At 71.8% G+C, this 22,085-nt stretch carries 21 protein-coding genes and 1 pseudogene; 6 read left to right on the top strand and 16 right to left on the bottom strand.

The genetic code is table 11. The annotated features are described in order from the left end of the window. Positions 1–135: 135 nt before the first annotated feature. The 5 genes from ACIBJG_RS29120 to ACIBJG_RS29140 form a co-directional block, all read right to left on the bottom strand. On the bottom strand, positions 136–630 hold the full coding sequence (locus tag ACIBJG_RS29120) for an FBP domain-containing protein (RefSeq protein ID WP_399311890.1): 495 nt from the start codon (positions 628–630) through the stop codon (positions 136–138). 56 nt (positions 631–686) lie between these two features. Further along, entirely contained in the window at positions 687–1,199 is a 513-nt protein-coding gene (locus tag ACIBJG_RS29125; protein WP_399311892.1) for an NUDIX hydrolase, read from the bottom strand. A 72-nt stretch (positions 1,200–1,271) separates the two neighbouring features. Next, positions 1,272–2,171 (bottom strand): hypothetical protein, encoded by a 900-nt coding sequence (locus tag ACIBJG_RS29130; protein WP_399311894.1) that lies wholly within the window; start codon positions 2,169–2,171, stop codon positions 1,272–1,274. Beyond that, on the bottom strand, positions 2,168–3,181 hold the full coding sequence (locus ACIBJG_RS29135) for an SPFH domain-containing protein (RefSeq protein WP_399311895.1): 1,014 nt from the start codon (positions 3,179–3,181) through the stop codon (positions 2,168–2,170). The genes ACIBJG_RS29130 and ACIBJG_RS29135 overlap by 4 nt, the downstream gene beginning before the upstream one ends. A 217-nt stretch (positions 3,182–3,398) precedes the next feature. After that, complete coding sequence (locus ACIBJG_RS29140; RefSeq protein ID WP_399311897.1) at positions 3,399–4,028, bottom strand: TetR/AcrR family transcriptional regulator; 630 nt, start codon at positions 4,026–4,028, stop codon at positions 3,399–3,401. A gap of 162 nt (positions 4,029–4,190) precedes the next feature. On the opposite strand from ACIBJG_RS29140, the gene ACIBJG_RS29145 reads away from it, so the two are divergent. Both ACIBJG_RS29145 and ACIBJG_RS29150 read left to right on the top strand, forming a co-directional pair. Continuing rightward, positions 4,191–5,030 carry a phosphatase PAP2 family protein gene (locus tag ACIBJG_RS29145; RefSeq protein WP_399311899.1) on the top strand — a complete coding sequence of 280 codons (840 nt, stop codon included), beginning with the start codon at positions 4,191–4,193 and terminating at the stop codon, positions 5,028–5,030. Then, positions 5,027–5,992, top strand: a complete 966-nt coding sequence (locus ACIBJG_RS29150) for a hypothetical protein (protein ID WP_399311901.1) — start codon at positions 5,027–5,029, stop codon at positions 5,990–5,992. The genes ACIBJG_RS29145 and ACIBJG_RS29150 overlap by 4 nt, the downstream gene beginning before the upstream one ends. A 25-nt stretch (positions 5,993–6,017) precedes the next feature. On the opposite strand, the gene ACIBJG_RS29155 is transcribed toward ACIBJG_RS29150, so the two are convergent. Then, a complete protein-coding gene (locus ACIBJG_RS29155) occupies positions 6,018–6,569 on the bottom strand; it encodes a PadR family transcriptional regulator (RefSeq protein WP_399311903.1) in 552 nt (183 codons plus the stop codon). 63 nt (positions 6,570–6,632) lie between these two features. Further along, positions 6,633–8,648 carry an FAD-dependent oxidoreductase gene (locus ACIBJG_RS29160; protein WP_399311905.1) on the bottom strand — a complete coding sequence of 672 codons (2,016 nt, stop codon included), beginning with the start codon at positions 8,646–8,648 and terminating at the stop codon, positions 6,633–6,635. A gap of 235 nt (positions 8,649–8,883) precedes the next feature. On the opposite strand from ACIBJG_RS29160, the gene ACIBJG_RS29165 reads away from it, so the two are divergent. After that, positions 8,884–9,408 carry a DoxX family protein gene (locus tag ACIBJG_RS29165; RefSeq protein WP_399311906.1) on the top strand — a complete coding sequence of 175 codons (525 nt, stop codon included), beginning with the start codon at positions 8,884–8,886 and terminating at the stop codon, positions 9,406–9,408. Between the two features lie 33 nt (positions 9,409–9,441). Here the strand turns inward: ACIBJG_RS29165 and ACIBJG_RS29170 are convergent, their stop codons facing one another. The 4 genes and pseudogenes from ACIBJG_RS29170 to ACIBJG_RS29185 all read right to left on the bottom strand — a co-directional run bounded on the left by ACIBJG_RS29170 (position 9,442) and on the right by ACIBJG_RS29185 (position 14,948). Beyond that, a complete protein-coding gene (locus tag ACIBJG_RS29170) occupies positions 9,442–11,088 on the bottom strand; it encodes an FAD-dependent oxidoreductase (protein WP_399311908.1) in 1,647 nt (548 codons plus the stop codon). Between the two features lie 115 nt (positions 11,089–11,203). Next, the gene (locus ACIBJG_RS29175) at positions 11,204–12,118 is read right to left on the bottom strand and encodes a diiron oxygenase (RefSeq protein WP_399311910.1); all 915 of its coding nucleotides are present in this window, start codon (positions 12,116–12,118) and stop codon (positions 11,204–11,206) included. A 950-nt stretch (positions 12,119–13,068) separates the two neighbouring features. Continuing rightward, positions 13,069–13,300: pseudogene (locus ACIBJG_RS29180) on the bottom strand (transposase family protein); the annotation flags it as partial. A gap of 70 nt (positions 13,301–13,370) precedes the next feature. After that, positions 13,371–14,948 (bottom strand): PQQ-binding-like beta-propeller repeat protein, encoded by a 1,578-nt coding sequence (locus ACIBJG_RS29185; RefSeq protein ID WP_399311912.1) that lies wholly within the window; start codon positions 14,946–14,948, stop codon positions 13,371–13,373. A gap of 760 nt (positions 14,949–15,708) precedes the next feature. Here ACIBJG_RS29185 and panD point away from each other — a divergent pair. The 3 genes from panD to ACIBJG_RS29200 all read left to right on the top strand — a co-directional run bounded on the left by panD (position 15,709) and on the right by ACIBJG_RS29200 (position 17,286). Continuing rightward, a complete protein-coding gene (gene panD / locus ACIBJG_RS29190; RefSeq protein WP_399311914.1) occupies positions 15,709–16,134 on the top strand; it encodes an aspartate 1-decarboxylase in 426 nt (141 codons plus the stop codon). Positions 16,135–16,164: 30 nt separating this feature from the next. Continuing rightward, complete coding sequence (locus tag ACIBJG_RS29195; RefSeq protein WP_399311916.1) at positions 16,165–16,527, top strand: GNAT family N-acetyltransferase; 363 nt, start codon at positions 16,165–16,167, stop codon at positions 16,525–16,527. 120 nt (positions 16,528–16,647) lie between these two features. After that, positions 16,648–17,286, top strand: coding sequence for an arylsulfatase (locus ACIBJG_RS29200; protein WP_399311918.1), 639 nt, complete (start codon positions 16,648–16,650; stop codon positions 17,284–17,286). A 337-nt stretch (positions 17,287–17,623) separates the two neighbouring features. Here the strand turns inward: ACIBJG_RS29200 and ACIBJG_RS29205 are convergent, their stop codons facing one another. The 5 genes from ACIBJG_RS29205 to ACIBJG_RS29225 all read right to left on the bottom strand — a co-directional run bounded on the left by ACIBJG_RS29205 (position 17,624) and on the right by ACIBJG_RS29225 (position 22,027). After that, a complete protein-coding gene (locus ACIBJG_RS29205) occupies positions 17,624–18,139 on the bottom strand; it encodes a hypothetical protein (protein ID WP_399311920.1) in 516 nt (171 codons plus the stop codon). Further along, entirely contained in the window at positions 18,136–18,621 is a 486-nt protein-coding gene (locus tag ACIBJG_RS29210; protein ID WP_399311922.1) for a MarR family winged helix-turn-helix transcriptional regulator, read from the bottom strand. Before ACIBJG_RS29210 ends, ACIBJG_RS29205 begins: the two co-directional genes overlap by 4 nt. A gap of 62 nt (positions 18,622–18,683) precedes the next feature. Further along, positions 18,684–20,048 carry a diaminopimelate decarboxylase gene (locus ACIBJG_RS29215; protein ID WP_399311924.1) on the bottom strand — a complete coding sequence of 455 codons (1,365 nt, stop codon included), beginning with the start codon at positions 20,046–20,048 and terminating at the stop codon, positions 18,684–18,686. Between the two features lie 111 nt (positions 20,049–20,159). Beyond that, complete coding sequence (locus ACIBJG_RS29220) at positions 20,160–20,957, bottom strand: family 1 encapsulin nanocompartment shell protein (RefSeq protein ID WP_399311926.1); 798 nt, start codon at positions 20,955–20,957, stop codon at positions 20,160–20,162. Beyond that, positions 20,957–22,027 (bottom strand): Dyp-type peroxidase, encoded by a 1,071-nt coding sequence (locus ACIBJG_RS29225; protein ID WP_399311928.1) that lies wholly within the window; start codon positions 22,025–22,027, stop codon positions 20,957–20,959. The genes ACIBJG_RS29220 and ACIBJG_RS29225 overlap by 1 nt, the downstream gene beginning before the upstream one ends. Between the last annotated feature and the right edge of the window lie 58 nt (positions 22,028–22,085).

The raw sequence follows: 22,085 nt of genomic DNA on the forward strand, positions 1-22,085 counted from the left end.
CGGGGGCCCCGGGGGGGGGGGGGGGGGGGGGGGGGCCCCGGCGGGGGGGGGGGGGGGCGGCGGGGGGGGGGGGGGGGGGGGCCCCCCCCCCCGGGGGGGCGGGGGGGGCCCCCCCCCGCCCGTCCGGTATCCGGCTCAGCCGAAGAGCTTGGCGACGTACGCCGAGAGGTTGGCCCTCGTACGGTCGATCTGCTCCTCCACGGTCAGCGACTCCTTGAAGCGGGCGCCCGAGGCCACGGCCTTCTTCCCCCGTACGTAGAGCGAGCAGGCCAGGTCGGTACACATGTACAGGCCGACCGAGTTGCCCTCGCGCCCGGCCGGGCCCGCCTTGCGGGCGGTCTGCAGGGACACCCCGCTGCCCGGGTGCGTGGTCAGACAGAGTGAACACATGCTGCGGTGGAGGAAACCCCGCTGCTGGGAGGGGTAGCGCAGCGAGATGCCGGTCAGCCTGCCCTCGTGTTCGGTGACGATGTAGCTGCGCCCGGGAGCGGAGAGATCACGCCACCCCAGGAAGTCGAGATCGTCCCACGGCAGCTCGTCGAGATTGCGGGGCATCGGCAGGCGCCCGGCTTCTCCCTTGGAACAATTGACGAACGATGTGCGGATGTCCTGCTCGGTCACGGCCTTCATACCGACGACGCTAACTCTGCCTATGAGCCCTAGGCAAATGATTAATGGATGTAGGGCTATGCCTGTGAAGTATCGGTACTCTCGGTCACGATGTCCAGCCGGTGCACGGGCGGGTGCGCGATGCCGAGGTCGGGGCGCCAGGCCGCGAGGATCTGCGCCGAGGGGTCGAAGAGCGGCACCGGCAGGTCCTCGGGCCGGATCCATCGCCAGGTGCTGATGAGATGGGGTTCGGTCACCCGGGCGGTGACGTCCCCGACGGTCACCAGCGCGGCCATCGTCACCCGGTTGATCCCGTGGACCGCGTCGTGCAGCATCGCGAGGACGCGCACCTCGTGCTCGGCCGCCTCCAGCCCCGTCTCCTCACGCAGCTCACGCACGGCCGCCGCCGCGATCGACTCGTGCGTCGGGTCGACCTTGCCGCCGGGCAGCTCCCAGGTACCGCTGTGATGCCGCCCGAGCAGGATCCGCCCCTGCCCGTCCTGCGCGATCACGCCGACGCCCAGCGCCGCCTGGGCCAGGGGCGGGCGGGAGTTGCGGGCGGGGACCGGGGGTGTGGCGGTGCTGTCCATGGTGCTCCTCATGAGGTTCGGCAGCCGGTACGAGGCGTAGAGCTTACGGGCGGGGCCGGCGTCCGAGCGCGGTCATCCGGCCAGCCGCAGTGAGGTGGCCGAGATGGAGAGCCGTACGGTCTGGCCCCAGGTCAGCTCCAGCGCGTCCGCCTCCATGCCGTCGCCGAAGACGACGAGGCGGTCGGACTCGACGGTCAGCCGCAGACCCTGCTCGCGGCCCAGCTCACCCGAGACGAGCGAGGTGCCCGTCGCCGGTGACGGCCAGGCTTCCCGGACGAACCAGAGCAGGCGGGGGTCGGTCGGGCCGGGCAGGGCGAGAGGGCTGTGGCGCTCCTGCCACAGGGAGCGCAGCCACCCGGTGGCGCCGGTGCCCGTGCCGACCAGGACCCCGGACGAGGCCTGCGACTCGGCGGGGGAGTCCGCCGGGCCGGTGCCCAGCCGGTAGCGGGCCGTCTGGTGGCCGGAGGGGCCGAGGTAGATCTCGTTGAGAGCCAGGAGCCGCTGGGTGTCGTCGGCCACCGCCTCGACCATGGTGAGCTCGTCCGCAGGGGCGCCCGGCGCCACGGCCGCCCGCAGCAGGGCCGCCGCGTCGGCCGGGCGGTGGCGCACCAGGACGCCGGGGTTGCGGCCGGGGTCGGTGTCGATGCCCACGACCGGCTGGCCGGAGAGGTACTTGGCGGAGTTGGCGACCAGCCCGTCCTGGCCGACGACGACCACCACGTCCTCGGGTGCGAACAGGAACCGGTCCAGGTCCGCCCGCTCCACCCGGGAATGGCGCCACTGGAGCGGAACGGCCGCCGCCACATCCGCCAGCGCCTGCCGGGTCCGCTCGTGCCGCCGGGCCACCTCGTCGATGGACCGGCCCCGGCTGGAGAGGAAGAACGCCGCCTGGCCGTGCGTCCCGTGCCGGGCCAGCAACTCCTCGTACTCGGTGGTGCGGTGCACCAGGACCGCCCGCGGGGCCAGGCTCACGCCCGGGTCTCCGGCGCGGGCCGGCCGAGCTTGGTGAGCAGACCGGTGAGGACGTCGGGGGAGAGGGTGAGGCTCTCGATGCGCGGCAGGTTCTCGGCGAGCCGGGTCGCGGCCAGCGCGTGCAGGGTCGCGGGGGCCGCCTCGCCGTGCACCCGCAGCCACGCCGCCTGCGACTCGGCACGGGCCGCGCCGATCTCACGGGCCGCTTCCGCCTCGGCGCGGGCGAGGCGCACCTTGCGCGCGGCTTCGGCCTCGGCGCGCACCCCGTCGGCCGCGGCGTGCTCCTCCGCCTCGCGGCGGGTGTTGGTGCCGCGCTGCTCGACCAGCTGCTCCTCGCGGCGGGCGAGCTCGATCTGGCTGGCCAGCTCGTTCTCGGCGATCGTCCGCTCGCGCTCGACGGCCACGGCCCGGCGTTCGTAGGTGGCCCGGTCGGCCTCCTGCTGGATCTGCTCGCGGGCGGGCGTGCGCAGTGCGCGTTCGACCTCGGCCTCGGGGCGGATGGCGACGACGCGCACCGCCACCACGTCGATGCCGGTGGCGGGCAGCCGGGGCTCGCCGCCCAGGCCGGCGGCCACCCGTTCGCGTACCGCGGCGACACCGTCCACCAGCGCGGCGGCCAGCGGGGTGCGGGCCAGGACGTCCAGGGTGTGCTGCTGGGCCGTCTCGGTGAGCAGCGTCGCGATCTGCTCCAGCGGGGCGCCGCGCCAGGCTCCGGTGTCGGGATCGACAGAGAAGTCGAGGCGGGCGGCCGCCTCGGCCGGATCGCTGATCCGGTAGGTGACGGTGGCCTGCACGGTGACGTCCTGGAAGTCGGCCGTACGGGCGTGGAACGCCATGGCCAGCTCGCGGTCGTTGACCGGTACCTCGGAGAGCGCGGCGCTCAGCGACCGGTACCAGAAGCTCAGCCCCGCCCCGTCGTGGGCCAGCTGCCCGCGCTTGTGGTGGCGGATGTGGGCGGTGGGAGCTGAGCGCAGATGACGCCAGCCGAACCGCCGGGTGATGTCGGCCATGATGGATCCCCTCGTTTTCGTCATGACGACGATAACGCTGCTCGCTCTATATCGTCAAGAGGACGAGAAGGGGTGGGTTCAGGGGCCCGGCGGGCAAACGCGGGCGGCCGGTGGCTTCCGTAGAAGCCGCCGGCCGGCCGGGTTGTGCGCCGCCCCCGTCCCCACGGTGCGGCGCAGGCGGACCGTCGTCATCCGCTGGGACGACGGCCCACGTCCTTCAGGATCCGGACGCCTGTGCGTCCAGACCGAGTGCGGGAAAGACCGCGCCCTCCACGAAGCGGATGAGGAACGTCTCATCCGCGTAGGCGCACTCCAGCAGCGGGCGGGCGCGCATCACGCCGAGCAGCTGGGCGGAGACGAACTCCGTGGCCGGGTTGTCCGCACCCACCTCGCCCCGCTCCACGCCGCGCGCGACCATGGCGTCGATCGCCGCCAGCTCGGGCAGGATCAGCGACTCGCGCAGCGCGCACAGCAGCTCGGGGCTCTGCAGTGCGGCATGGCTCAGCGCAAGCATCAGGGGCGTGTCGCGCCCGGATCCCTCGCCGATGGCGCGTGCCGCCTCGCGCAGGTCCCCGGCCAGGGTGCCCGTGTCGATCCGGCCGAGCAGCCCGCGCCGGGTCCCGTGCAGCGCGGCGACGACCAGTTCGGGTTTCGAGCCCCACTGGCGGTAGAGCGTGGACTTGCCGCAGCGGGACCGGGAGGCGACCCCCTCCATGGTGAGCGATTCGTAGCCGCTCTCCCTCAGCATGTCGAGAACGGCCGTGTAGAGCTCCTGGGCCCGTTCCGGCGTGATCTTCGAGCGGCGCGACGCGGTGGCCCGCTCGGGCTCCGTTTCCAGCGACGACATGCGCTTTCCCTCTCTGCGACTCTGCGACGAGGTCCATCGATACGCCAGTGTACCGATACGCGAGTGTTCCGATACGCCTCCGTATCGGTACACTGGCGTATCGATACGGCACGGACCCGTCCCTGCCACCGAAACACCGCTTCGTCAGCAAAGGGGCACCGGATGATGTTCGCCGGTAGCAGGCCCGCCGATCGGGAGCCGGACAGTTCTGCCCGACCGCCCCTCGTCCGCGAGCTTCTTCTCGTCGTAGGACTCTTCGTGATCTACAAGTTCGGCCGCCAGGCGGCCAACGGTCACGTCGACGAGGCGTTCCACAACGCCGGACGCGTATGGGATCTCGAACGCGCCGTGCACCTGCCCGGCGAAGGCGCCGTACAGGGGCTGCTGCTCCACGACGGGACGCTCATCCACCTCGCGAACACCTACTACGCGACCGTGCACTTCCCGGCCACCCTGCTCTTCCTCGGCTGGCTGTACTGGCGCCGCCCGCGCCACTACGTCTGGTCGCGCCGCATCCTCGCCGTGCTCACCGCCGCCGCGCTGGCCCTGCACCTGCTCTTCCCGCTCGCCCCGCCGCGCCTGCTCGCGGCGACCGGCCTGATCGACACCGGCCAGGTCTACGGACCGACGGTGTACGGGTCCACGCCCGCCACGGACTCCATGGCGAACCAGTTCGCCGCCATGCCCTCGCTGCACTTCGGCTGGGCGGTCATGGTCGGCGTCGGCCTCGTCGTCGCCACCCGCTCGCGGTGGCGCTGGATTTGGCTGCTGCACCCGGCGATCACGCTGCTCGTCATAGTCGGCACCGCCAACCACTACTGGCTGGACTCGATCGTGGTGGCCGCGCTGCTCTCCGTGGCGTTCGCGGCGCTGCGGCTGCCGCGCGCGGAGCCGGTCCGGGCCCACCTGCCGTGGCCGACCACGGCCGGCGTCGCCACCCATGTCGTTGCCGCGCCTCGCGTTTCCGCTCGTTCCTACGCTTCCTCCGGGGCCGGGCGATGAACGCCACCCTTGTCGCGGTCGCGCTGTCACTCGTCTCCGCCGCCGCGTACGCCTCCGCCGCGGTGGCACAGGCGCGGCTCGCGGGACGCACGGCACCGGGCACCGGGACACTGCGCCTGCTCGGCAGCGGCGCGTGGTGGTCGGCCGTCGGGCTGAACGCCGGCGGCGCCCTGCTGCACGTCGCCGCACTGAAGTACGGTCCGCTGACCCTCGTCCAGCCGCTCGGCGCACTCACCCTGGTCGCCGCCGTACCGCTGGGCGCACGGGCCGCGGGCCGCAAGGTCTCGACGATCGAATGGCGCGGGACGCTCCTGACCCTGCTGGGCCTGGGGGCCCTGCTGACGACGGCCGGCGGATCCGCCCCGCACGAGACGCTGAGCCTGGCCGAGGCGCTGGCCGTCGGCGCAGCGACCATGGCCGTCGTCGCCGGACTCAGCCGCCCGGGCACCCGCCCCGGTCTGCGGCACGCCGCCGCCTCCGGCATCACCTCGGGCGTCGCCTCCGCACTGACCCAGACGCTGACCGTCGCCGTCACCGACCACACCACGGGCCCGCTGTTCAGCTGGCGCCTGGTGGTCGTCGCGGTGCTCGTGTCGGCCTTCGCGATGGGCGGACTGCTCCTCTCCCAGACCGCCTACCGGGGCGGCCTCGGCGCACCGCTCGCCGTCGTCACCCTCGCCAACCCGGTCGCCGCTGCGGCCATCGGCCTGGCCCTGCTGGGGGAGCGGTTCCAGGGCGGGACGATCAGCCTGGTTCCGGCGCTGCTCGGCACGGCCGCCGCCGTACGGGGCGTGATCCTGCTCAGCCGCGCCCAGGCACAGACCGCGCCCGCCGCCGAGGCGGCCGTGGCAGGACCGGCTCCGAGCGTTCCGTCGAGGGTGGTCATCAAGAGCCCGCGGGCCGTGCTCCACCAGGAGCACGGACACGGACACCTGCGGCGGATCCGGGCCGGTCGCTCGTAACGACCCCGAACGCGGTCACCGGAACCTACCCGAGGTCGGCCGCCGCGGCGCCGGCGTCCTCGGCCAGCGCCCTGGTCAGCCAGCCGATCCAGAAGTTCTCCAGATCGATGCCGCCGCGCAGCACGAGATGGCGCAGCCGGTCCTGGGCAGCGTCGCGCCCGGGCGGGAAGTCCCGCTCCTCGATCTCCAGATACTCCGCGAGCCGGAGCCGGTGCAGAGCGAGGTGGCGGCGCAGCTCCGCGTCAAGACCGGGCGCACCGACGACCGCCGCCGCCCGCATCCGCAGCAGCAGGGGATCGCGGATCTGCTTCGGGTCCTCCGGGCGGGCCACCCAGGCGGACAGCGCCTCGCGGCCCGCGGGCAGCACCTCGTACTCCTTCTTCTGTCCCCGGGCCGGCTGGGCGGTCGCCAGCGCCCTGATCTGCCCGGCCTGCTCCAGCTTTCCCAGCTCCCGGTAGATCTGCTGGTGCGTGGCCGACCAGAAGTAGCCGATCGACCGGTCGAACCTACGGGTCAGCTCCAGCCCCGACGAGGGCTTCTCGAGCAGGGCGGTCAGGATCGCGTGCGGGAGTGACATGGGGTGCATCCTAAGGACAGGACCGCAGCGGCGGACGGACCGTCCGCCGCTGCGGTGCCCCGGTCAGAGTGAGGCGGCGAGTTCCGTGCCCTGGCGGATCGCCCGCTTCGCGTCCAGCTCGGCCGCGACGTCCGCACCACCGATCAGATGCGCGGGACGGCCCGCGGCGAGCAGCTCCTCGTACAGCTCCCGCCGGGGCTCCTGGCCCGCGCAGAGCACGATCGTGTCGACCGGCAGCAGATGCTGCTCGCCGTCGACCGTGACGTGCAGACCGTCGTCGTCGATCCGGTCGTAGCCGACTCCCGCGATCATGGTGACGCCGCGGTGGCGGAGTTCGGTGCGGTGGATCCATCCCGTCGTCTTGCCGAGACCTGCGCCGACCTTGCTCGCCTTGCGCTGGAGAAGATGGACGGTGCGCGCGGACTTCGGGCGCTCCGCGGTGCCGAGTCCGCCCCGCTCGCGGTACTCGGTGTCGACGCCCCACTGCCGGAAGAACGCCTCCGGGTCGAGGCTCGCCGCGTCCCCGCCGTCGGTCAGGAACTCGGCCACGTCGAAGCCGATCCCGCCCGCCCCGACGAGCGCCACCCGGTCGCCCACCGGGGCCCCGTGCCGCAGCACGTCGAGGTAGCTGACCACGCTCGGGTGGTCCACGCCCGGGATTGCCGGCGTACGCGGGGTGACCCCCGTCGCCAGGACCACCTCGTCGTAGCCTTCGAGCTCCCCGGCGCCGACCGGGGCGCCCAGCCGTAGCTCGACCTTCTCCTCCGCCAGCCGGGTACGGAAGTAGCGCAGCGTCTCGTTGAACTCCTCCTTGCCCGGCACCCGGCGCGCCACGTTGAGCTGCCCGCCGATCTCCTCGGCCGCGTCGAAGAGCGTCACCGCGTGACCGCGCTCGGCGGCCGTCACGGCGCAGGCGAGTCCGGCCGGACCGGCACCGACGACCGCGACGCGCTTACGGGTGCGGGTCGGCGACAGCGTGAGTTCCGTCTCGTGGCAGGCGCGCGGGTTGACCAGGCAGGAGGTGACCTTGCCGCTGAAGATGTGGTCCAGACAGGCCTGGTTGCAGCCGATGCAGGTGTTGATCGCGTCCGCGCGGCCCTCGCTCGCCTTCGCGACGAAGTCCGGGTCCGCGAGGAACGGCCGGGCCATCGACACCATGTCCGCGCGGCCCGCCGCCAGGATCTGCTCGGCGACCTCGGGGGTGTTGATGCGGTTGCTCGTCACCAGAGGTACGGAGACGGCGCCGCGCACCTTCTCGGTGACCCAGGTGAAGGCGCCGCGCGGTACCGACGTCGCGATGGTGGGGATGCGGGCCTCGTGCCAGCCGATGCCGGTGTTGATGATGGTGGCCCCGGCCGCCTCGATCTCCCGGGCCAGCTGCACGACCTCCTCCAGCGACGATCCGCCGGGCACCAGGTCCAGCATCGAGAGCCGGTAGATCAGGATGAAGTCGCTCCCGACCCGCTCCCGGACCCGGCGCACGATCTCGACGGGGAAGCGGATGCGGTTCTCGTACGAGCCGCCCCAGCGGTCCTCGCGGTGGTTGGTCGCCGAGGCGATGAACTCGTTGATCAGGTAGCCCTCGGAGCCCATGATCTCGACGCCGTCGTACCCCGCGCTCTGCGCCAGCGCGGCCGCCGTGACGAAGTCCTCGATGGTCGACTCGACCTCGTCGTCGGTCAGGGCGTGCGGGACGAACCCGCTGATCGGCGCCTGGATCGCACTCGGTGCCACCAGACCGGGATGGTGCGCGTAGCGCCCGAAGTGCAGGATCTGCATAGCGATCCGGCCGCCCGCCTCGTGCACGGCCGACGTCACCGCGGCATGCTGTGCGGCCTCCGCCTCGGTGGTCATCTTGGCACCGCCGGGCAGTGAGCGGGCCCGCTCGTTCGGCGCGATGCCACCGGTGACCATGAGGCCCACGCCGCCGCGGGCGCGGGCGGCGTAGAACGCGGCCATGCGCTCGAAGCCGTTCTCGACCTCCTCCAGGCCGATGTGCATCGACCCCATCAGCACCCGGTTGGGGAGGGTGGTGAACCCGAGGTCGAGCGGGCTCAGCAGATGCGGGTACGGGCTCATGCGGGGGCTCCTCGCGCGGTGTGGTTACGCCAGTTCTAGACCACCGAATCGTCATTGTGCAACAAGTTGCATAATGACGTACGTCGCACTGTGGCCCGGGTCACGTGCCGCTGCGGCCTGCCCGGACGGCGTAACAACGTGACCCGTCGGCACCCCGGTGCGCGGAGAGTGGTTTGCGTACTGCACCCGGGGCACCGCCTTCCGGCCGGGCCCCCGAACCCTCCCGGAGACCCTCATGGGCAGCGTCAACCGTCGTGACCTCGGCCTGCTTGTCCTTCGCGTCGGCACCGGCGCGGTGCTGGCCGCGCACGGCAGTCAGAAACTCCTCGGCTGGTTCGGCGGCGGGGGCATCGAGGGCACCACGGCCGGGATGGAGGCCATGGGCTTCCATCCGCCGAAGCACAGCGCGATCGCGGCCGGTCTCGGCGAGGCGGGCGGCGGCGTCCTGCTGGCCCTGGGCCTGGCCACGCCCGCGGCCGGAGCCGCCGCCGCGGGCGCCATGGCGGGAGCCGTGGCCGTCCACGCCCCCGCCGGGTTCTTCGCGCAGGGCGGCGGCTACGAGTACCCCGCCTTCCTCGGCTTCACCGCGGCCGCGATCGGCCTGACCGGCCCCGGCCGCTACTCGGTGGACCACGCCACCCGGCATGCGTTCAACCAGCCCTGGATGGTCGCCCTGGCCTTCGTGGGCAGCGCCGCGGCCGCGGCCGCCGTCGTCGGCAAGCGGGCCAAGGGGCAGGCCGCGGAGCCGGACGAGGGCTGAGCCCGGCCCCGCGGGTGGGACCGGGCGCCCGGGTCAGCGCGGCGACCTCCACAGGCTTCCCTTCGACGCGGCGATCAGCGCGGGGACCGTGTCGAACTTGATCCGCGGCCGGCCCTGTTCGCGCCCCCGGGCCTGCTCGGCGCGGTCGATGGCGGCCAGCCCCCGGGCGTCGACCACCCGGCGGCCACGGCTCCGGGCCAGCCGCCCGAACGCCCTCGCCGGGTACGCGGGCGAGCGCAGGGCGCCCGCGACGGCGTCGGCCAGGAGGGTGCCGACGGTCTCGGCGGCGCAGGTGCGGTTCGCCCCGATGCCGCCCGAAGGGCCGCGCTTGATCCAGCCCACGACGTAGCTGCCCGGCATGCCCGCCACCCGGCCGCCCTCGTGCGGCACGGTGCCGGTCGCCTCGTCGAAGGGCAGACCGGGAACCGGCACACCCCGGTAACCGATCGCCCGCAGGAACAGGCCCGTGGGTATCTCCTGGTCACCGGCGGCGGCCGTCACCCGCACCGCCTCGACGCCCTCGTGGCCGAGCACCTCCACGGGCGCGGAGTGGAAGCGGAAGACGATACGACGCCCCGGCGGCGGGGACTGCGACCAGTCGACCGTCTCCCGGGTCAACTCCCGCAGCAGCGCGGCCTTCTCGCCCGCCGCCGCTCCGTCGATCGCCACGCCGGTCCGCGGGTCGCCGTCGTCGACCACCAGGTCCACGCCCGGCAGATGGCGGAGGGCGAGCAGCTCGGACCCGGTGCAGGCGAGATCGTCGGGGCCGCGCCGCCCCAGCAGGACGACCTCGCGCACCTTGGATTCCCGCAGCGCCGCCAGCGCGTGGCCGGCGATATCGGTGCCGGCCAGTGCGGCGGGATCCGTGACGAGGATGCGGGCCACATCCAGCGCGACGTTCCCGTTGCCGGTGACGACCACCCGCTCCGCGGTCAGATCGACGGTCTCCGGCGGGACTTCCGGGTGGGCGTTGTACCAGGACACGAACGACGTGGCCGGAATGCTGGCCGGCAGATCCTCGCCCGGGATGCCGAGCCGGCGGGAGGCGGAGGCGCCGACCGCGTAGATCACCGCGTCGTGATGGGCGGTGAGCTCCTCGACGGTGAGGTCCTTGCCGACCTCGACCCCCAGGTGCATCCGGACCCGGGGGTGGGAGTGGAACCGCGAGAAGGTCTCGCCGACCCCCTTCGTCGCGGGGTGGTCGGGCGCCACGCCGTACCGGACGAGGCCGCCCGCCACCGGCAGCCGGTCGATCAGCGTCACCTCGGCGTTGGTGTGCAGCAGCAGGTCCTCGGCCGCGTACATCCCGGCCGGGCCGGTGCCGACGACGGCCACCCGGATCGGAGCGAAGTCGGACGGCAGACTGCGGACGAACGACGGCTCTCCCCAGGCGTGGAAGTTCGGCCCGGCGGCCGGCTCCGGCTCCCGGTCCGCGTAGTACGCCGCGTTGATGCCGGCGTACTCCTTCTGCGCCCCGGACAGGCTGTCCACAGGGAAGACCGCGTCGACCGGACAGGCGTCGGCGCAGGCACCGCAGTCGATGCAGGTCGCCGGGTCGACGTAGAGCATCTCCGTACTGCCGAAGGCCTGTTCCTCCGGAGTGGGATGGATGCAGTTGACAGGGCACACGGCGACGCAGGTGGCGTCGCTGCAGCAGGTCTGGGTGATGGCGTAGGTCATCGCGTCAGCTCGGGCTCTCGGCTCGGATCAGATCGGGGCGGCGCGCTTGCACAGGGCTCTGGTCGGATCAGGTGGGCAGGCTCGCAGAGGGCTGCCTCCGGTCGGACCAGGTGGGTCAGATCAGGTGGGCGCGCCTGTAGAAGAAAAGGGCCGGTTTGGTGAGGAGGCGGGCCGAGGCCAGGAACTCCATCAGGCCCGAACAGCTGGAACGCATCAGGGACTTGTGGTGCTCATTGGCCCTCGCCTCGGCACGGGCGCGTGGACTGTCCAGCCCCGCGTTCGCGTAGACGTCCCGGTTCACCATGCTCGTGACGATGTAGTACGAGGCGATGGCGACCACGAGCGAGTTGATCTGCCGGCGAAGCGGCCCCGCGTTGCGCAGGCGCCTGCGGGTCTCGTCGCGGGCGAACTTCATGTGCCGCGACTCCTCCACCACATGGATGTTGTTGATCGTCCGGACGAACGGTGCCACCCGCTCGTCCCGCATCCAGTCCCGCTGCATCACGTCCAGCACCTCCTCCGCCACGAGGATCGCCGCGTACGCCGCCTCGCCGAAGGCAAGTGTCTTGAAGGCGCGGCCCAGTTCGACCACCGCGCGGCGCGGCCGGTAGGCAGGGGCGCCCAGCTTCGCGGCGCCGCGCGCGAACATGATGGAATGTCGGCACTCGTCGGCGACCTCGGTGAGCGCCCACTGGAACCGCGGGTCCGTGGGGTCCTTGGCGTACATATCCCGCAGCACCATCTGCTGGAGGATCATCTCGAACCAGATGCCGGTGCTGGCTACGGACGCCGCCTCCTGGCGTGTCAGTGCCTTGCGCTGACTGTCGGTCAACTCCTGCCAGTACGCGGTGCCGTAGAGGGTGCTCCACTCAGGGCTGGCGCCGTGGTGGCCGGTGTCCAGCGGTGTGTTCCAGTCCACCTCGGTGGCCGGGTCGTACGACAGCTTCGCGGCCGAATCGAGCAGGCGCCGGGCGACGTCCTGCTCGGCGAGCCGGTCCTGGTCCTCCGGCCGAACGGTGCTGCTTGCCATGCTGCTGCTCCTTGAATCGAGACAGATCGACCCGACGGCTGCCCGGCCTCTTCTCCCATCCCGTGTCTGCCCGATGAGATCGACGGCCGCCGGGCGCCGCCCCGCTTGTTAGACGTCGCGTCTAGCAAGCTGTTAGACGGAAGGTATAGCAAGAGGGGTGCGCGGGCCTACCCCCGCGTAGCGAATCCGTACGATCTCTCCACGACGAGGCGTACTTCGGGGCCTCGAGCGGGTCCTTGCGGCCCATGTCTGCCGGACCCGCACCCGGGGGGCTGTGCCGCTCGCTCCAGGGCGCCCGGCCGTCATGCGGGGCGGGCGCCGGACCGGACCCAGCCTGGAGAGTCATGGCTATGGCTGTCGTCTGCTTCGTCGTCGCTGTGACCGCGGCCTCGGGTTTCGCCATGGTCCTGGACCGGCGCCCCAGGGGTCGAGACTGCGCACCGCCTGGGACAGCCTCATGGCTCATGCCCGGGTGCGGGGGTGCGTACGGGGGAGACCCGGGACGCCGAGGGTCTCCCGAGAAAAGGCTGTTCAAGCAGCTCAAGTCCCTACATCCGCGACACCACCTTCACCGAAGACGCCTCACACCTCCGGACCGGCAACGCACCACGCGCGATGGCCACCTACCGGCGCTCTCCGGACGGCCGGAACGAAGAACATCGCGGCCGGCCTCCGCCGTAATGCCCGCGACACCCCCGCCGCCCCCTCACCTGCCTCGGGATCACATGATCACGAACTGGACATCACGCGACAACGCCGAAGCCTTGGGGGCTGGGTCCGGCCCTGCCGGACAGTCACCCATAAGACCGAAACCGACTGCCCCTGCTCCACCGCCGAAGCCATAAGCGCGCACCCCGGCAGCTACTTCCGCCTGCGAGCTCTCCGCCGCGGGGCGGGCCCTGTGCGCGCCCGCGGCGCGCGACTTCCACCAGCAGGCGCACAAGGTTGTCGAGCGCGGGGCCGAGGTGGTCGATGATTCGATCGGCCGCAGAGTTCGATGCACCGGAGAGCGGAGCGAGTTGGCGCATCGTCAAGTTCGTGCGCCAGTACGCTGCCACGAGCAGCACCCGATCCTCCAGGAAGACCCCACGGTCGGCGCTCGGGAACCGGATCCGCACTTCGTGGCGCAGCGCGGTCCCGAACTTGCCGGGCTGTCCAGGACAGCTCCGACGCCGCGATCACACACCGGAAACCGCGAAGTCATCTCACGTGTGCCCGGCGTACGTGGGCGGTCGGCCCGCCCGGTGCCCGGTCAGGGCGGGCCGGGAGCGAAGGACAGCATGCGGGCTTCATGCTGATCGTCGTCGCCGCTCACGCCCGCCGACGTGAGGACGACCCGTCCGCCGACATAGGCCAGCCGCCCGCCGGCCATCTCGAACTCCTGCGTCGTGGTCGATGCGGGGTGTCGCAGCACCACCTTCTCCGTACCTGCGCCACCCGGGCCCATCAGGAAGGTCCGGCCGGGGCGGCTCGGTGTGGCCGACTCGTAGACGAGCACCGCCTTGCCCTTCTCCGCACGCAGGGGGTGCAAGGTGCGCAGCTCGTTGCTCTTGACCCCCCAGAGGAACTTCCCGGTGGCCAGGTCGTACAAGCGGATCCTGTCGTTGCCGCCCAGAATGATGTGGCCGTGACCGACCGCGGTGCCGCGACAGGGCTGGATGTCGCCGCCGCCGGTCCCGTCCCCGGCGCATCGTTCGAGACTCGTGCCCCGTGGGTCGATGGTGGCGCCGGGCTTTCCTCCCGGACCCAGGGTCACGACTCGCCAGTCTTCGAGGCGGTCCACAGCGTTTTCCGTGGTGAAGACGACCGGATCGACGGAGATCATGTTTCCGACCTTCCATCCGGTCCTGGTCCGGTGGCGCCACAGGACCTTGCCGGTGAGTGGGTCGATCTCGCGGAGCTGGCTGTAGTTCTTGCTCGAGTCGATGGCGATCGCGCAGTCGGACTTCACCAGAAGCCGGGAACCGCCCGCCACGTCGTCGGGGAAGCACTTCCCCGGGTTCTCCCAGGGGATGTCGAACAACTCGGTACCGTCATCGACCCGATAGGCGGTCGCCTTCATGCTCCGGGCGATCGCGAAAGTACCGGCGCTGATGGCGCTGTGCACGATGAACGTGCTGTCCCCGTCACCGGTCTCGGGAAGCTCCTTGTGCCATCCCGGCTTCCCGGTCTTCAGATCGATCATCTGCAGTTGGTTGCACCGGTTGTTCCTCCCGGAGTCGGCCCTCTTGTGGTGGACGAGCACGACCTTGCCGTCGGGCGTGGGGTTGACCGGTGTCTCGCAGACGGGAGTGGGCAACGGCATGCTCCAGACCTCGGCGCCGTCCGAGAGACGGTAGGCCGCGACCTTTCTGTGCAGGGCCTGGACAACGGTGTCGCCGACGATCCACAGGTCGTAGAGCCTCCGGCTCCCCCCGGGAAGATCGGTCTTGTCGTCGACGATCCACGTTGCCGCGTCCCCCGGCTTCCGTGCGGCATTGATCTCCTCCGTGGTCGGGATGTGCTTCGCCTGCGGGGTTCTGACCGCTGGGGAACTGGGCGGGGCCGTCGGCGCGGAGGGGCCGGATGATTCTTTCGCCACGGGGGTGGCGGGCCCGTCCTCTCCCCGGTCGACGAGGGCGTACACCCCTCCTCCCACGGCCACGAGCAGGAGCGCGACGGCGGCGGCGATGACCGGTGCTCCGCCGAAACGCCGCCGACGCGGTCCGGGCGGTGGCCCGGGCCGACGCGGTCCGGGCGGTGGCCCGAAGCCTTCCGAGGCATACGGGTTGCCGGGAACGGGCTGCTGCTGCGAGCCTGGTGTGTACCAGGGCTGCGGCGGGTTGGGCATGGGTCTTCCCCTTAAGACGTGCCACTCGGTCAGGAAACTACTTCTCGGGCTCATGCTCGGGAGACGCCGGGCGGAGGCCTGCTCCGTCGTCGCACGAGGCCGCCCGCGAGAATCGCTGGTATGGACGCGCTACGCGCCGATGCGGTTCTCCCGCAACGGTAAGGGACCGCATGTTCGCTGAGAAGCCGTCAACCACCGTCGCTAGAGCGTGTATCCGGTCGTGATCACTGAGTGGTTCGCGTGAGGCCCTTGATGCAGATCATGGAGTCGCGGAGGTGAAGTCCGGCTTGACAGCGCTCGGACGTCCTTATACACGCCCGCCTCCGGATCGAGGACCATGCGGGCGTCAGGACTTGCGCTGCGGGGAGAGGCAGGCGGTGGGCTTTGCCCGGGGCCGTGGCGGTCACCCTCGGGGGTGACCGAGGATCGCAACTCCGAGATCATGTCGCGCTGGAACTCCAGCACGGAGACAGAGCCCTCGTATGCGTCCGGGGAGAACCCTGGCGCTGGGGTGAAGATGATCATGAGTGCTCTTGAGGGGAGCGCTGCGTAGGTGTTGAGGGTCGTGGAGTGGAGGTCGGGAGAGCAGCCGGGTCCTCCATCGCTGCCTGATGATGCGTCAGGAAAGTCGGCAAGTGGTCAGCATGAGTCCTGGAAACCTAGGTACAGCTGCCTGAACCTGCGATTCGTTGTAGAGTGCGAAAATAGCACTTGACCTGCAAAAACGCAGGCAGGGAGCCTATGTCCAGGAGTACCTCAAATGATGCGAACGATATTCAAGTCCAAAATCCACCGTGCCACCGTGACCCAGGCCGATCTGCATTACGTCGGCTCCGTCACGGTCGACGCCGCGCTGATGGAGGCCGCCGACCTGCTGCCCGGCGAGCTCGTCCACATCGTCGACATCGACAACGGTGCCCGGCTGGAGACGTACGTCATCGAGGGTGAGCGCGGCTCCGGTGTCATCGGGATCAACGGCGCCGCCGCCCACCTCGTGCACCCCGGTGACCTGGTCATTCTGATCAGCTACGCACAGGTCGACGACGCCGGGGCGCGCGGGCTGATTCCGCGTATCGTCCATGTCGACGCGGGCAACCGGATCGTCGAGCTCGGTGACGACGCCTCCGCACCCGCGCCGGGGACCGACGCCGAGCGCAGTCCGCACGCCGTACCCGCGGCGCGCTGAAGCCCTTCATCGAGCGAGGGAGCATCCGCCATGGCAGAGCAAGCCGAACAGGCAGGGCCCGACATCCGTGACGACCGGGCGGCCGGCAAGCTGCTCGCGTACGTCGACGGCGAGGCCGCCGGAGTCATCGTGTACTTCGTGATGGACGGGGCACCCGCGGCGCTCGTCGCCGTGCACACCGTCGTCGAGCAGGGGCACGAGGGCAAGGGCATCGGCGGTTCCCTGGTCAGGGAGTTCTACGCCATGGCCGCCCGCGAGGGTGTCCCTGTCGTCCCGCTCTGCCCGTACGCCGCGAAGTGGGCGTCGCGCCACCCGGACGAGGCTCCCGAGGCCCCTGCGGAGCTGGTCGAGCGGGCCAAGCAGGAACTCGCCTCCCACCCTGAGCTCTACTGACTCCGCCCGGCCGGGCAGGCGGCGGACACCTGCCGGGCGGGGACCGGCCCGGCACCGTGTCGCCCGGGCAGGCGGCGGACACCTGCCGGCGTGGGCCGGCCTGCCGATACCGTGTCGCGGATGAGCCTCGCACTCCTGCACACATCCCCGGTCCACGTCCCGGTTTTCGACGCCTTGCGTGACGCCCACCATCCTGGTCTCGTCGTGCGCCACCTCGTGTACGAGGACCTGCTCGACCGGGCGGGTGTGCTGGGGCCGGAAGCGGTGACGGGCGATGTCGAGGCGCTGGTGAGCGGTGCCGTCGCCGACGGGGCCACCGCGGTGCTGTGTACCTGTTCGACGATCGGCGGGGTCGCCGAGTCCGTCGGAGCGCGCCTCGGCATCCCGGTCCTGCGCATCGACCGGCCGATGGCGGCCGCCGCCGTCCGCGCGGGGAGGGTCACCGTCCTGGCGGCGCACCACGCCACGCTGGAGCCGACGTGGGCCCTGCTCGCGCAGGAGGCGGAGCGGGCGGGGAAGCAGGACCTGGACGTGCGCACCGTCCTGGTAGACGGCGCCTGGGCACGCTTCGAGGCCGGGGATCATGACGGCTACCTGGACCTCGTGGCGGCTGCGGCCGACGCCGTGACGGACGCGGATGTCATCGTGCTGGCCCAGGTCTCCATGGCGGGAGCGGTCACCCGTTCGGTCACGCGCATCCCGGTCCTGTCCAGCCCCCGGCCCGGTCTGGACGCCGCGGCGGTCGCGGCAGCGGGCTGACCGGCTCCAGCCCGCTGCCGTGGGCCGACCGGAGCATCCGCAGCCCGTACGTGTGGACTCGCCGGGCGCGGGCAGCCGCTCCGGGAGACGGTGGAGGAGATCCACCCCGACCGTTCGGAGGCCCGAGATGACCCACCCGTTCCCCGACCCGGTACCGACGCCGCCCACCCCCGGGCCGATGCCGGGGCCGCCCCGGCCGCTGCCGGAGCCGACGCCGGTTCCGCCCGGGCCGGGACCGACGCCGCCCGTGCCCACGCCGCCCGGCCCGGCTCCGGACCCGATCCCGCAGCCGCCCGCGCCGAACCCCGAGCCGGTGCCGTCGCCCGAGCCGGAGCCTTCACCGGTCGGCTGACCGGCACCGGCACCGGCACCGGCACCGGCTGCGGCCCCCGGCCTCGGTACCGACCGGTTCAGCCCTCGGCCAGCACGCGTTGGCCCGTGCCGTGACCTCGGTCAGGACCCGGCCCGCCGCCGCCAGGTCCTCGGCCGGCAGGTCCGCGTACAGCCGGGCGGTGATCTCGGCGAGGGCGGCCCGGTGCGTACGGTGCAGTGCGCTGCCCGCGGCCGTCTGGGCCAGCCGGTCCACCTCTCCCGGCTCTTCCTCCAGCAGTCCTTCCGCGATCAGCCCGGCCAGCACCGTCTCGACGGCCGCGGCGTCGATCTTCAGCGTGGAGGTCATCCGGTCGACGAGCCGGTGACGCTCGATGCTTCCGCCGCTGTCCGCCGTGGCGTTCAGTGCGACGGACTGGTGGAAGGTGGTGCCGGTGGTGGCCAGCAGCCCTTCGAGAACGGCGCGCGTGGCGTAGTGCGCCTGTCCGATGACCTGGCCGTTGACGGTCGGTGCGGTGGTCATGATGACTCCTCCGTGGAAGAAGCGGTGACTGCGGGGACCGGCACGTCGAGCAGTGCCGTGAGTGCTTCGGTGAACGCCTCGGTGCCCGGGCCGTCGAGGCCGCCCAGGGGAGCGAGCAGCCCGTCGACGAGCCGGTGTACCACCTCGACCGCACGCCCGGTGACCGAGAGGCCCTCGTCGGTCAGGGACAGCCGGACCGCCCGGGTGTCGGCGGGGTCGGCGGCCCGCTCGACGAGCCCCGCGGCCTCCAGGCCGCGGGCCAGTTTCGAGACGTAGAGCGCTTCGAGTCCGGTGTGGTCCGCGAGTGCGCGCTGGCTCGGCCGGAGCCCCGCCCGTTGCATCCCCAGCAAGGACCCCAGCAGCGAGTACTGCGCGTGCGTCAGCCCGAGCGGCGCCAGAGCCCGGTCGATGGCCACCCGCCATTTCATCGACAGGCGCCAGACCAGGAAGCCGGGGGTCGGACCCTCAGGTGCGTTGCTCATGACCGATACTGTACATGGCTACTATGTCCATGGCTATTGAATTGAGGGATGTGGAACGGACGTCAGGCGTCCAGCTCCAGCAAGGCCTCGACGTGCGCCAGTCCGCTCTCCGCCGCGATCGAGTCCAGCGACTGGGCGTCCCGCACCGGGGCGAAACGAACCGCTGGGCCGTCCCGCCCCGCGCCCGCAGCCGTGCGGAATCCGTACACGGCCGGCCGCGGCAGGCTGTTGTAGGCCCACGGGGTGGAGAAGTAGTACGCGCCGGTGTCGTACAGCACCACGTAGTCGCCCGCCCTCAGTTCGGGCAGCTCCCGGGCGTGGGCGACGACGTCTCCGGCGAAACAGCACGGCCCCGCGATGTCCTGAGCGAGCGCCGGTCCGGTCTTCGGGAGCCCTTCGGCGTCGAACGCGCCGACCCGCAGTGGCCAGGCGTCCGGCATGAAGACGGTGCGGGTGGCGGTCTGGGCGCCCGCGTGGGTGAGCGCGATCCGCCGGCCGCCGGCTTCCTTCGTGTACTCCACCAGTGCGCCGATGAACCCGTTCTTGGCGAGCAGCGACCGGCCGAACTCGGTGACGAGCTCGTACCGTCCCTCGAACAGCCCCGGCACCTCCCCGCGCAGCGTGGCCACGTAAGCGGCGAAAGTGGGGCGGGCCGTGTCGTCGGCGAAGTTGACCGGCAGCCCGCCGCCGATGTCGAGGCCGGTGATCTGCCGGTGGCCGAGCCGGGCGTTGATCTCCTCGGCCAGCAGGTACGTCTCGCCGATGCCCGCCGCGATCAGCTCCAGGGAGCAGCCCTGCGAGCCCACATGGGCGTGCAGGCGGGTCAGCCACGGGTGTGCCACGAACGCCTCCACGACCCGCTCCCGCGCGTCGGGATCGCCCAGCGCCACGCCGAACTTGGAGGTGGCCGTGGCCGTACTCATCGCACCGATGGACCCGCCGCCGACCTGAGGATTGACCCGGAGCCCGATCGCGGACACCGCGTCCGAGCGCCGCAGTGAGGCGATCCGGTCCACCTCGTCGAAGTTGTCGGCGTTGAGCGCCACACCGAGCGCCAGGGCCCGCCGGATCTCGTCACGCGTCTTGACGGGGGAGTCGAGGACGATCTTCGACGGCGCGAACCCGGCGTCGAGGGCGATCCGCAGTTCGCCGGGGCTCGCGACCTCGCATCCCATGCCGCACTCTGCGAGGAGCCGTAGCACCGGCACGAGCGAAGCGGCCTTCGCGGCGAAGGTGTGGAGCACACCGGGTACCCCCGCGAACGCCTCGTGGAGAGCGGCGATGGAGTCGCGTACTCCGTCCGTGTCGACGAAACCGGCGACCGGTTTCGTCTCGCAGAGCAGACCGGTCGCGACGGCGTGGCGGACCGCGGCCGCGACACGCGCGGCGGAGGAGGGCGGGGACGCGGGGGAGGCGGAAAGGCTCATGGCATCGGAGTCGGTGATGGTTGCCCCCCAGTCTCTGTCCGGCAGGACAGCCTCGGTGCGGGCCCTCGTCGGTGTCGGGGTCGTCCAGGTCCGGTCCACGCCCGCCGCCGGTCACGCGATGATCGGGACCACGGCCTCCGGAGTCAGCATCCGGAAGGTGAACGACTGATGGAAGTACAGCCGGATGTCCGTCGCGTCGTGGTCCTGGTAACCGATGGACAGGTCCTCGCCCAGGCACAGTTCGAAGTCGCCGCCCCGGGTGGACAGCAGCACTCCGCCCGCGACCGCCGGCGCCCACAGGATCTGGTCGTCCAGCAGCCGGGCCAGGTGCGTGGAGACCGGGTAGCCGTGGTCGGACGTCTCGGTCGCCTCCGTGAACGCGTCCGCGCCCAGCAGCAGCCGGTACGGGCCGTCCACACCGGCAAGACGCAGCCGGGTCAGCGCCTGGCTGACCGTGGCCGGATAGTCGCGCGCATCGGCCGGCAGTGGCAGCGGGGTGTGCGAGGAGCCGTCCCGCAGACCGGCGATCCCGGCCGAGGCGTAGCCGTCGATGATGGCCATGTCCTCGGCGAACGCACAGGTACGGGCCGCGTCCTTGACGGGCTGCCAGTCGCTGTCGTCCGAGCCGCGTTCGACATCGTCGACGGCCGCCCGCGTCACGGTGAACGGCACCCGCCACTCGATGACCGGCATCGACGTGCGGGCCCGGGCGATGACGTCGGGGGTCGGCGGATCGATGTCGCGCAGATGGCCGTCGCCGACCGCCGCCAGCCGCGGACCCTCCGGGCCGCTGACGTCGACGACGCGGCGCCCGGCCAGATGGCGGCTGAAGGTACGCCGGGCCTCCTCTTCGATCTGGTCCCAGGCGGCCTGGGTGACAGGGGCGAGTTCGCGATGGAGGTTGTTCATCACTGGGCGCTTTCTTGCAGGCTGCCGATGCGCAGCGAACCGTCGCGGACCACCGGCGCGACCAGGGCCCTCGCCACCGGCGCGGACGCCCGTTCCGGCTGGGGTGTGGCCTCGGCCGAGGCGGGCGACGGCGGCGGGGCGCCGAGGAAGTCGGCGCCGGGGGCGTGGAAGAGCGTGCCGGTGACCGCGGTCGAGAAGTCGAGGATGCGGTCGTGGGTGCCGGGCGGATCGCCGAGGAACATGTTGCGGAGCATCCGCTCGGTGACGTCCGGGTCGGCGGCGAACCCGATGAAGTACGTACCGAACTCGCCCTGCCCGAAGCTCCCGAAAGGCATGTTGGCGCGCAGGATGTCGCGCTCCGTTCCGTCCGGGTCGGTGATGGTGTTCAGCGCGACGTGCGAGTCGGCGGGTTTGACGTCGTCGGCCAGCTCGATGTCGGTGAACTTGGTCCGCCCGATGACCCGCTCCTGCTCCTCGGTCGACAGCGCGTTCCACGAGGCCAGGTCGTGCAGGTACTTCTGCACGATGACGTAGCTGCCGCCGGCGAAGTCCGGGTCCTCGTCCCCCACCAGGGCCGCCGAGCGGGCGTCGTCGCCCACCGGGTTCTCGGTGCCGTCGACGAACCCGAGCAGATCCCGGTGATCGAGGTACCGGAACCCGTGTGTCTCGTCGACGATCTTCACTGCCCCGCCGAGCCGGTCCAGCAGTTGCGACACCCACTCCCAGCAGACGTCCATCCGCTCGGCCCGGATGTGGAACAGCAGGTCGCCCGGAGTGGCGGGGGCGTGATGCCGGGTGCCGTGCAACTCCTGGAAGGGGTGCAGCGAGGCCGGTCGTGGGCCGGAGAACAGCCGGTCCCAGGCATCGGAGCCGAATCCGGTCACACACACGAGCCCGGCCTCGGGGTAGCGGAACCCGATGGAGCGGGCGAAGGCCGCCAGATCCGGCAGCGCCTCGCGGACGACGGGCTCACCACCGGGCTCGATCGTGGCGACCAGGATCAGGGCCGCACTGGTCAGCGGCGCGACGACGGGCTGCGCCGCGGCCCGTTCCTCGGTGATCTCGGGCATGCGGCGGCTCCATGAGCTGGCTCGGGTACGACGCGGTGGAACACGGCCCCGTCGCGGG

Origin of the sequence: Streptomyces sp. NPDC050422, from assembly GCF_044458665.1 — a bacterium.
Lineage (GTDB): Bacteria > Actinomycetota > Actinomycetes > Streptomycetales > Streptomycetaceae > Streptomyces.

Bases quoted from the DNA above. Each gene is read 5' to 3' on its own strand.
- ACIBJG_RS29120 (WP_399311890.1), bottom strand. From the start codon at position 630: ATGAAGGCCGTGACCGAGCAGGACATCCGCACATCGTTCGTCAATTGT.
- ACIBJG_RS29125 (WP_399311892.1), bottom strand. From the start codon at position 1,199: ATGGACAGCACCGCCACACCCCCGGTCCCCGCCCGCAACTCCCGCCCG.
- ACIBJG_RS29135 (WP_399311895.1), bottom strand. From the start codon at position 3,181: ATGGCCGACATCACCCGGCGGTTCGGCTGGCGTCATCTGCGCTCAGCT.
- ACIBJG_RS29140 (WP_399311897.1), bottom strand. From the start codon at position 4,028: ATGTCGTCGCTGGAAACGGAGCCCGAGCGGGCCACCGCGTCGCGCCGC.
- ACIBJG_RS29145 (WP_399311899.1), top strand. From the start codon at position 4,191: ATGATGTTCGCCGGTAGCAGGCCCGCCGATCGGGAGCCGGACAGTTCT.
- ACIBJG_RS29150 (WP_399311901.1), top strand. From the start codon at position 5,027: ATGAACGCCACCCTTGTCGCGGTCGCGCTGTCACTCGTCTCCGCCGCC.
- ACIBJG_RS29155 (WP_399311903.1), bottom strand. From the start codon at position 6,569: ATGTCACTCCCGCACGCGATCCTGACCGCCCTGCTCGAGAAGCCCTCG.
- ACIBJG_RS29160 (WP_399311905.1), bottom strand. From the start codon at position 8,648: ATGAGCCCGTACCCGCATCTGCTGAGCCCGCTCGACCTCGGGTTCACC.
- ACIBJG_RS29165 (WP_399311906.1), top strand. From the start codon at position 8,884: ATGGGCAGCGTCAACCGTCGTGACCTCGGCCTGCTTGTCCTTCGCGTC.
- ACIBJG_RS29170 (WP_399311908.1), bottom strand. From the start codon at position 11,088: ATGACCTACGCCATCACCCAGACCTGCTGCAGCGACGCCACCTGCGTC.
- ACIBJG_RS29175 (WP_399311910.1), bottom strand. From the start codon at position 12,118: ATGGCAAGCAGCACCGTTCGGCCGGAGGACCAGGACCGGCTCGCCGAG.
- ACIBJG_RS29185 (WP_399311912.1), bottom strand. From the start codon at position 14,948: ATGCCCAACCCGCCGCAGCCCTGGTACACACCAGGCTCGCAGCAGCAG.
- panD (WP_399311914.1), top strand. From the start codon at position 15,709: ATGATGCGAACGATATTCAAGTCCAAAATCCACCGTGCCACCGTGACC.
- ACIBJG_RS29195 (WP_399311916.1), top strand. From the start codon at position 16,165: ATGGCAGAGCAAGCCGAACAGGCAGGGCCCGACATCCGTGACGACCGG.
- ACIBJG_RS29200 (WP_399311918.1), top strand. From the start codon at position 16,648: ATGAGCCTCGCACTCCTGCACACATCCCCGGTCCACGTCCCGGTTTTC.
- ACIBJG_RS29205 (WP_399311920.1), bottom strand. From the start codon at position 18,139: ATGACCACCGCACCGACCGTCAACGGCCAGGTCATCGGACAGGCGCAC.
- ACIBJG_RS29210 (WP_399311922.1), bottom strand. From the start codon at position 18,621: ATGAGCAACGCACCTGAGGGTCCGACCCCCGGCTTCCTGGTCTGGCGC.
- ACIBJG_RS29215 (WP_399311924.1), bottom strand. From the start codon at position 20,048: ATGAGCCTTTCCGCCTCCCCCGCGTCCCCGCCCTCCTCCGCCGCGCGT.
- ACIBJG_RS29220 (WP_399311926.1), bottom strand. From the start codon at position 20,957: ATGAACAACCTCCATCGCGAACTCGCCCCTGTCACCCAGGCCGCCTGG.
- ACIBJG_RS29225 (WP_399311928.1), bottom strand. From the start codon at position 22,027: ATGCCCGAGATCACCGAGGAACGGGCCGCGGCGCAGCCCGTCGTCGCG.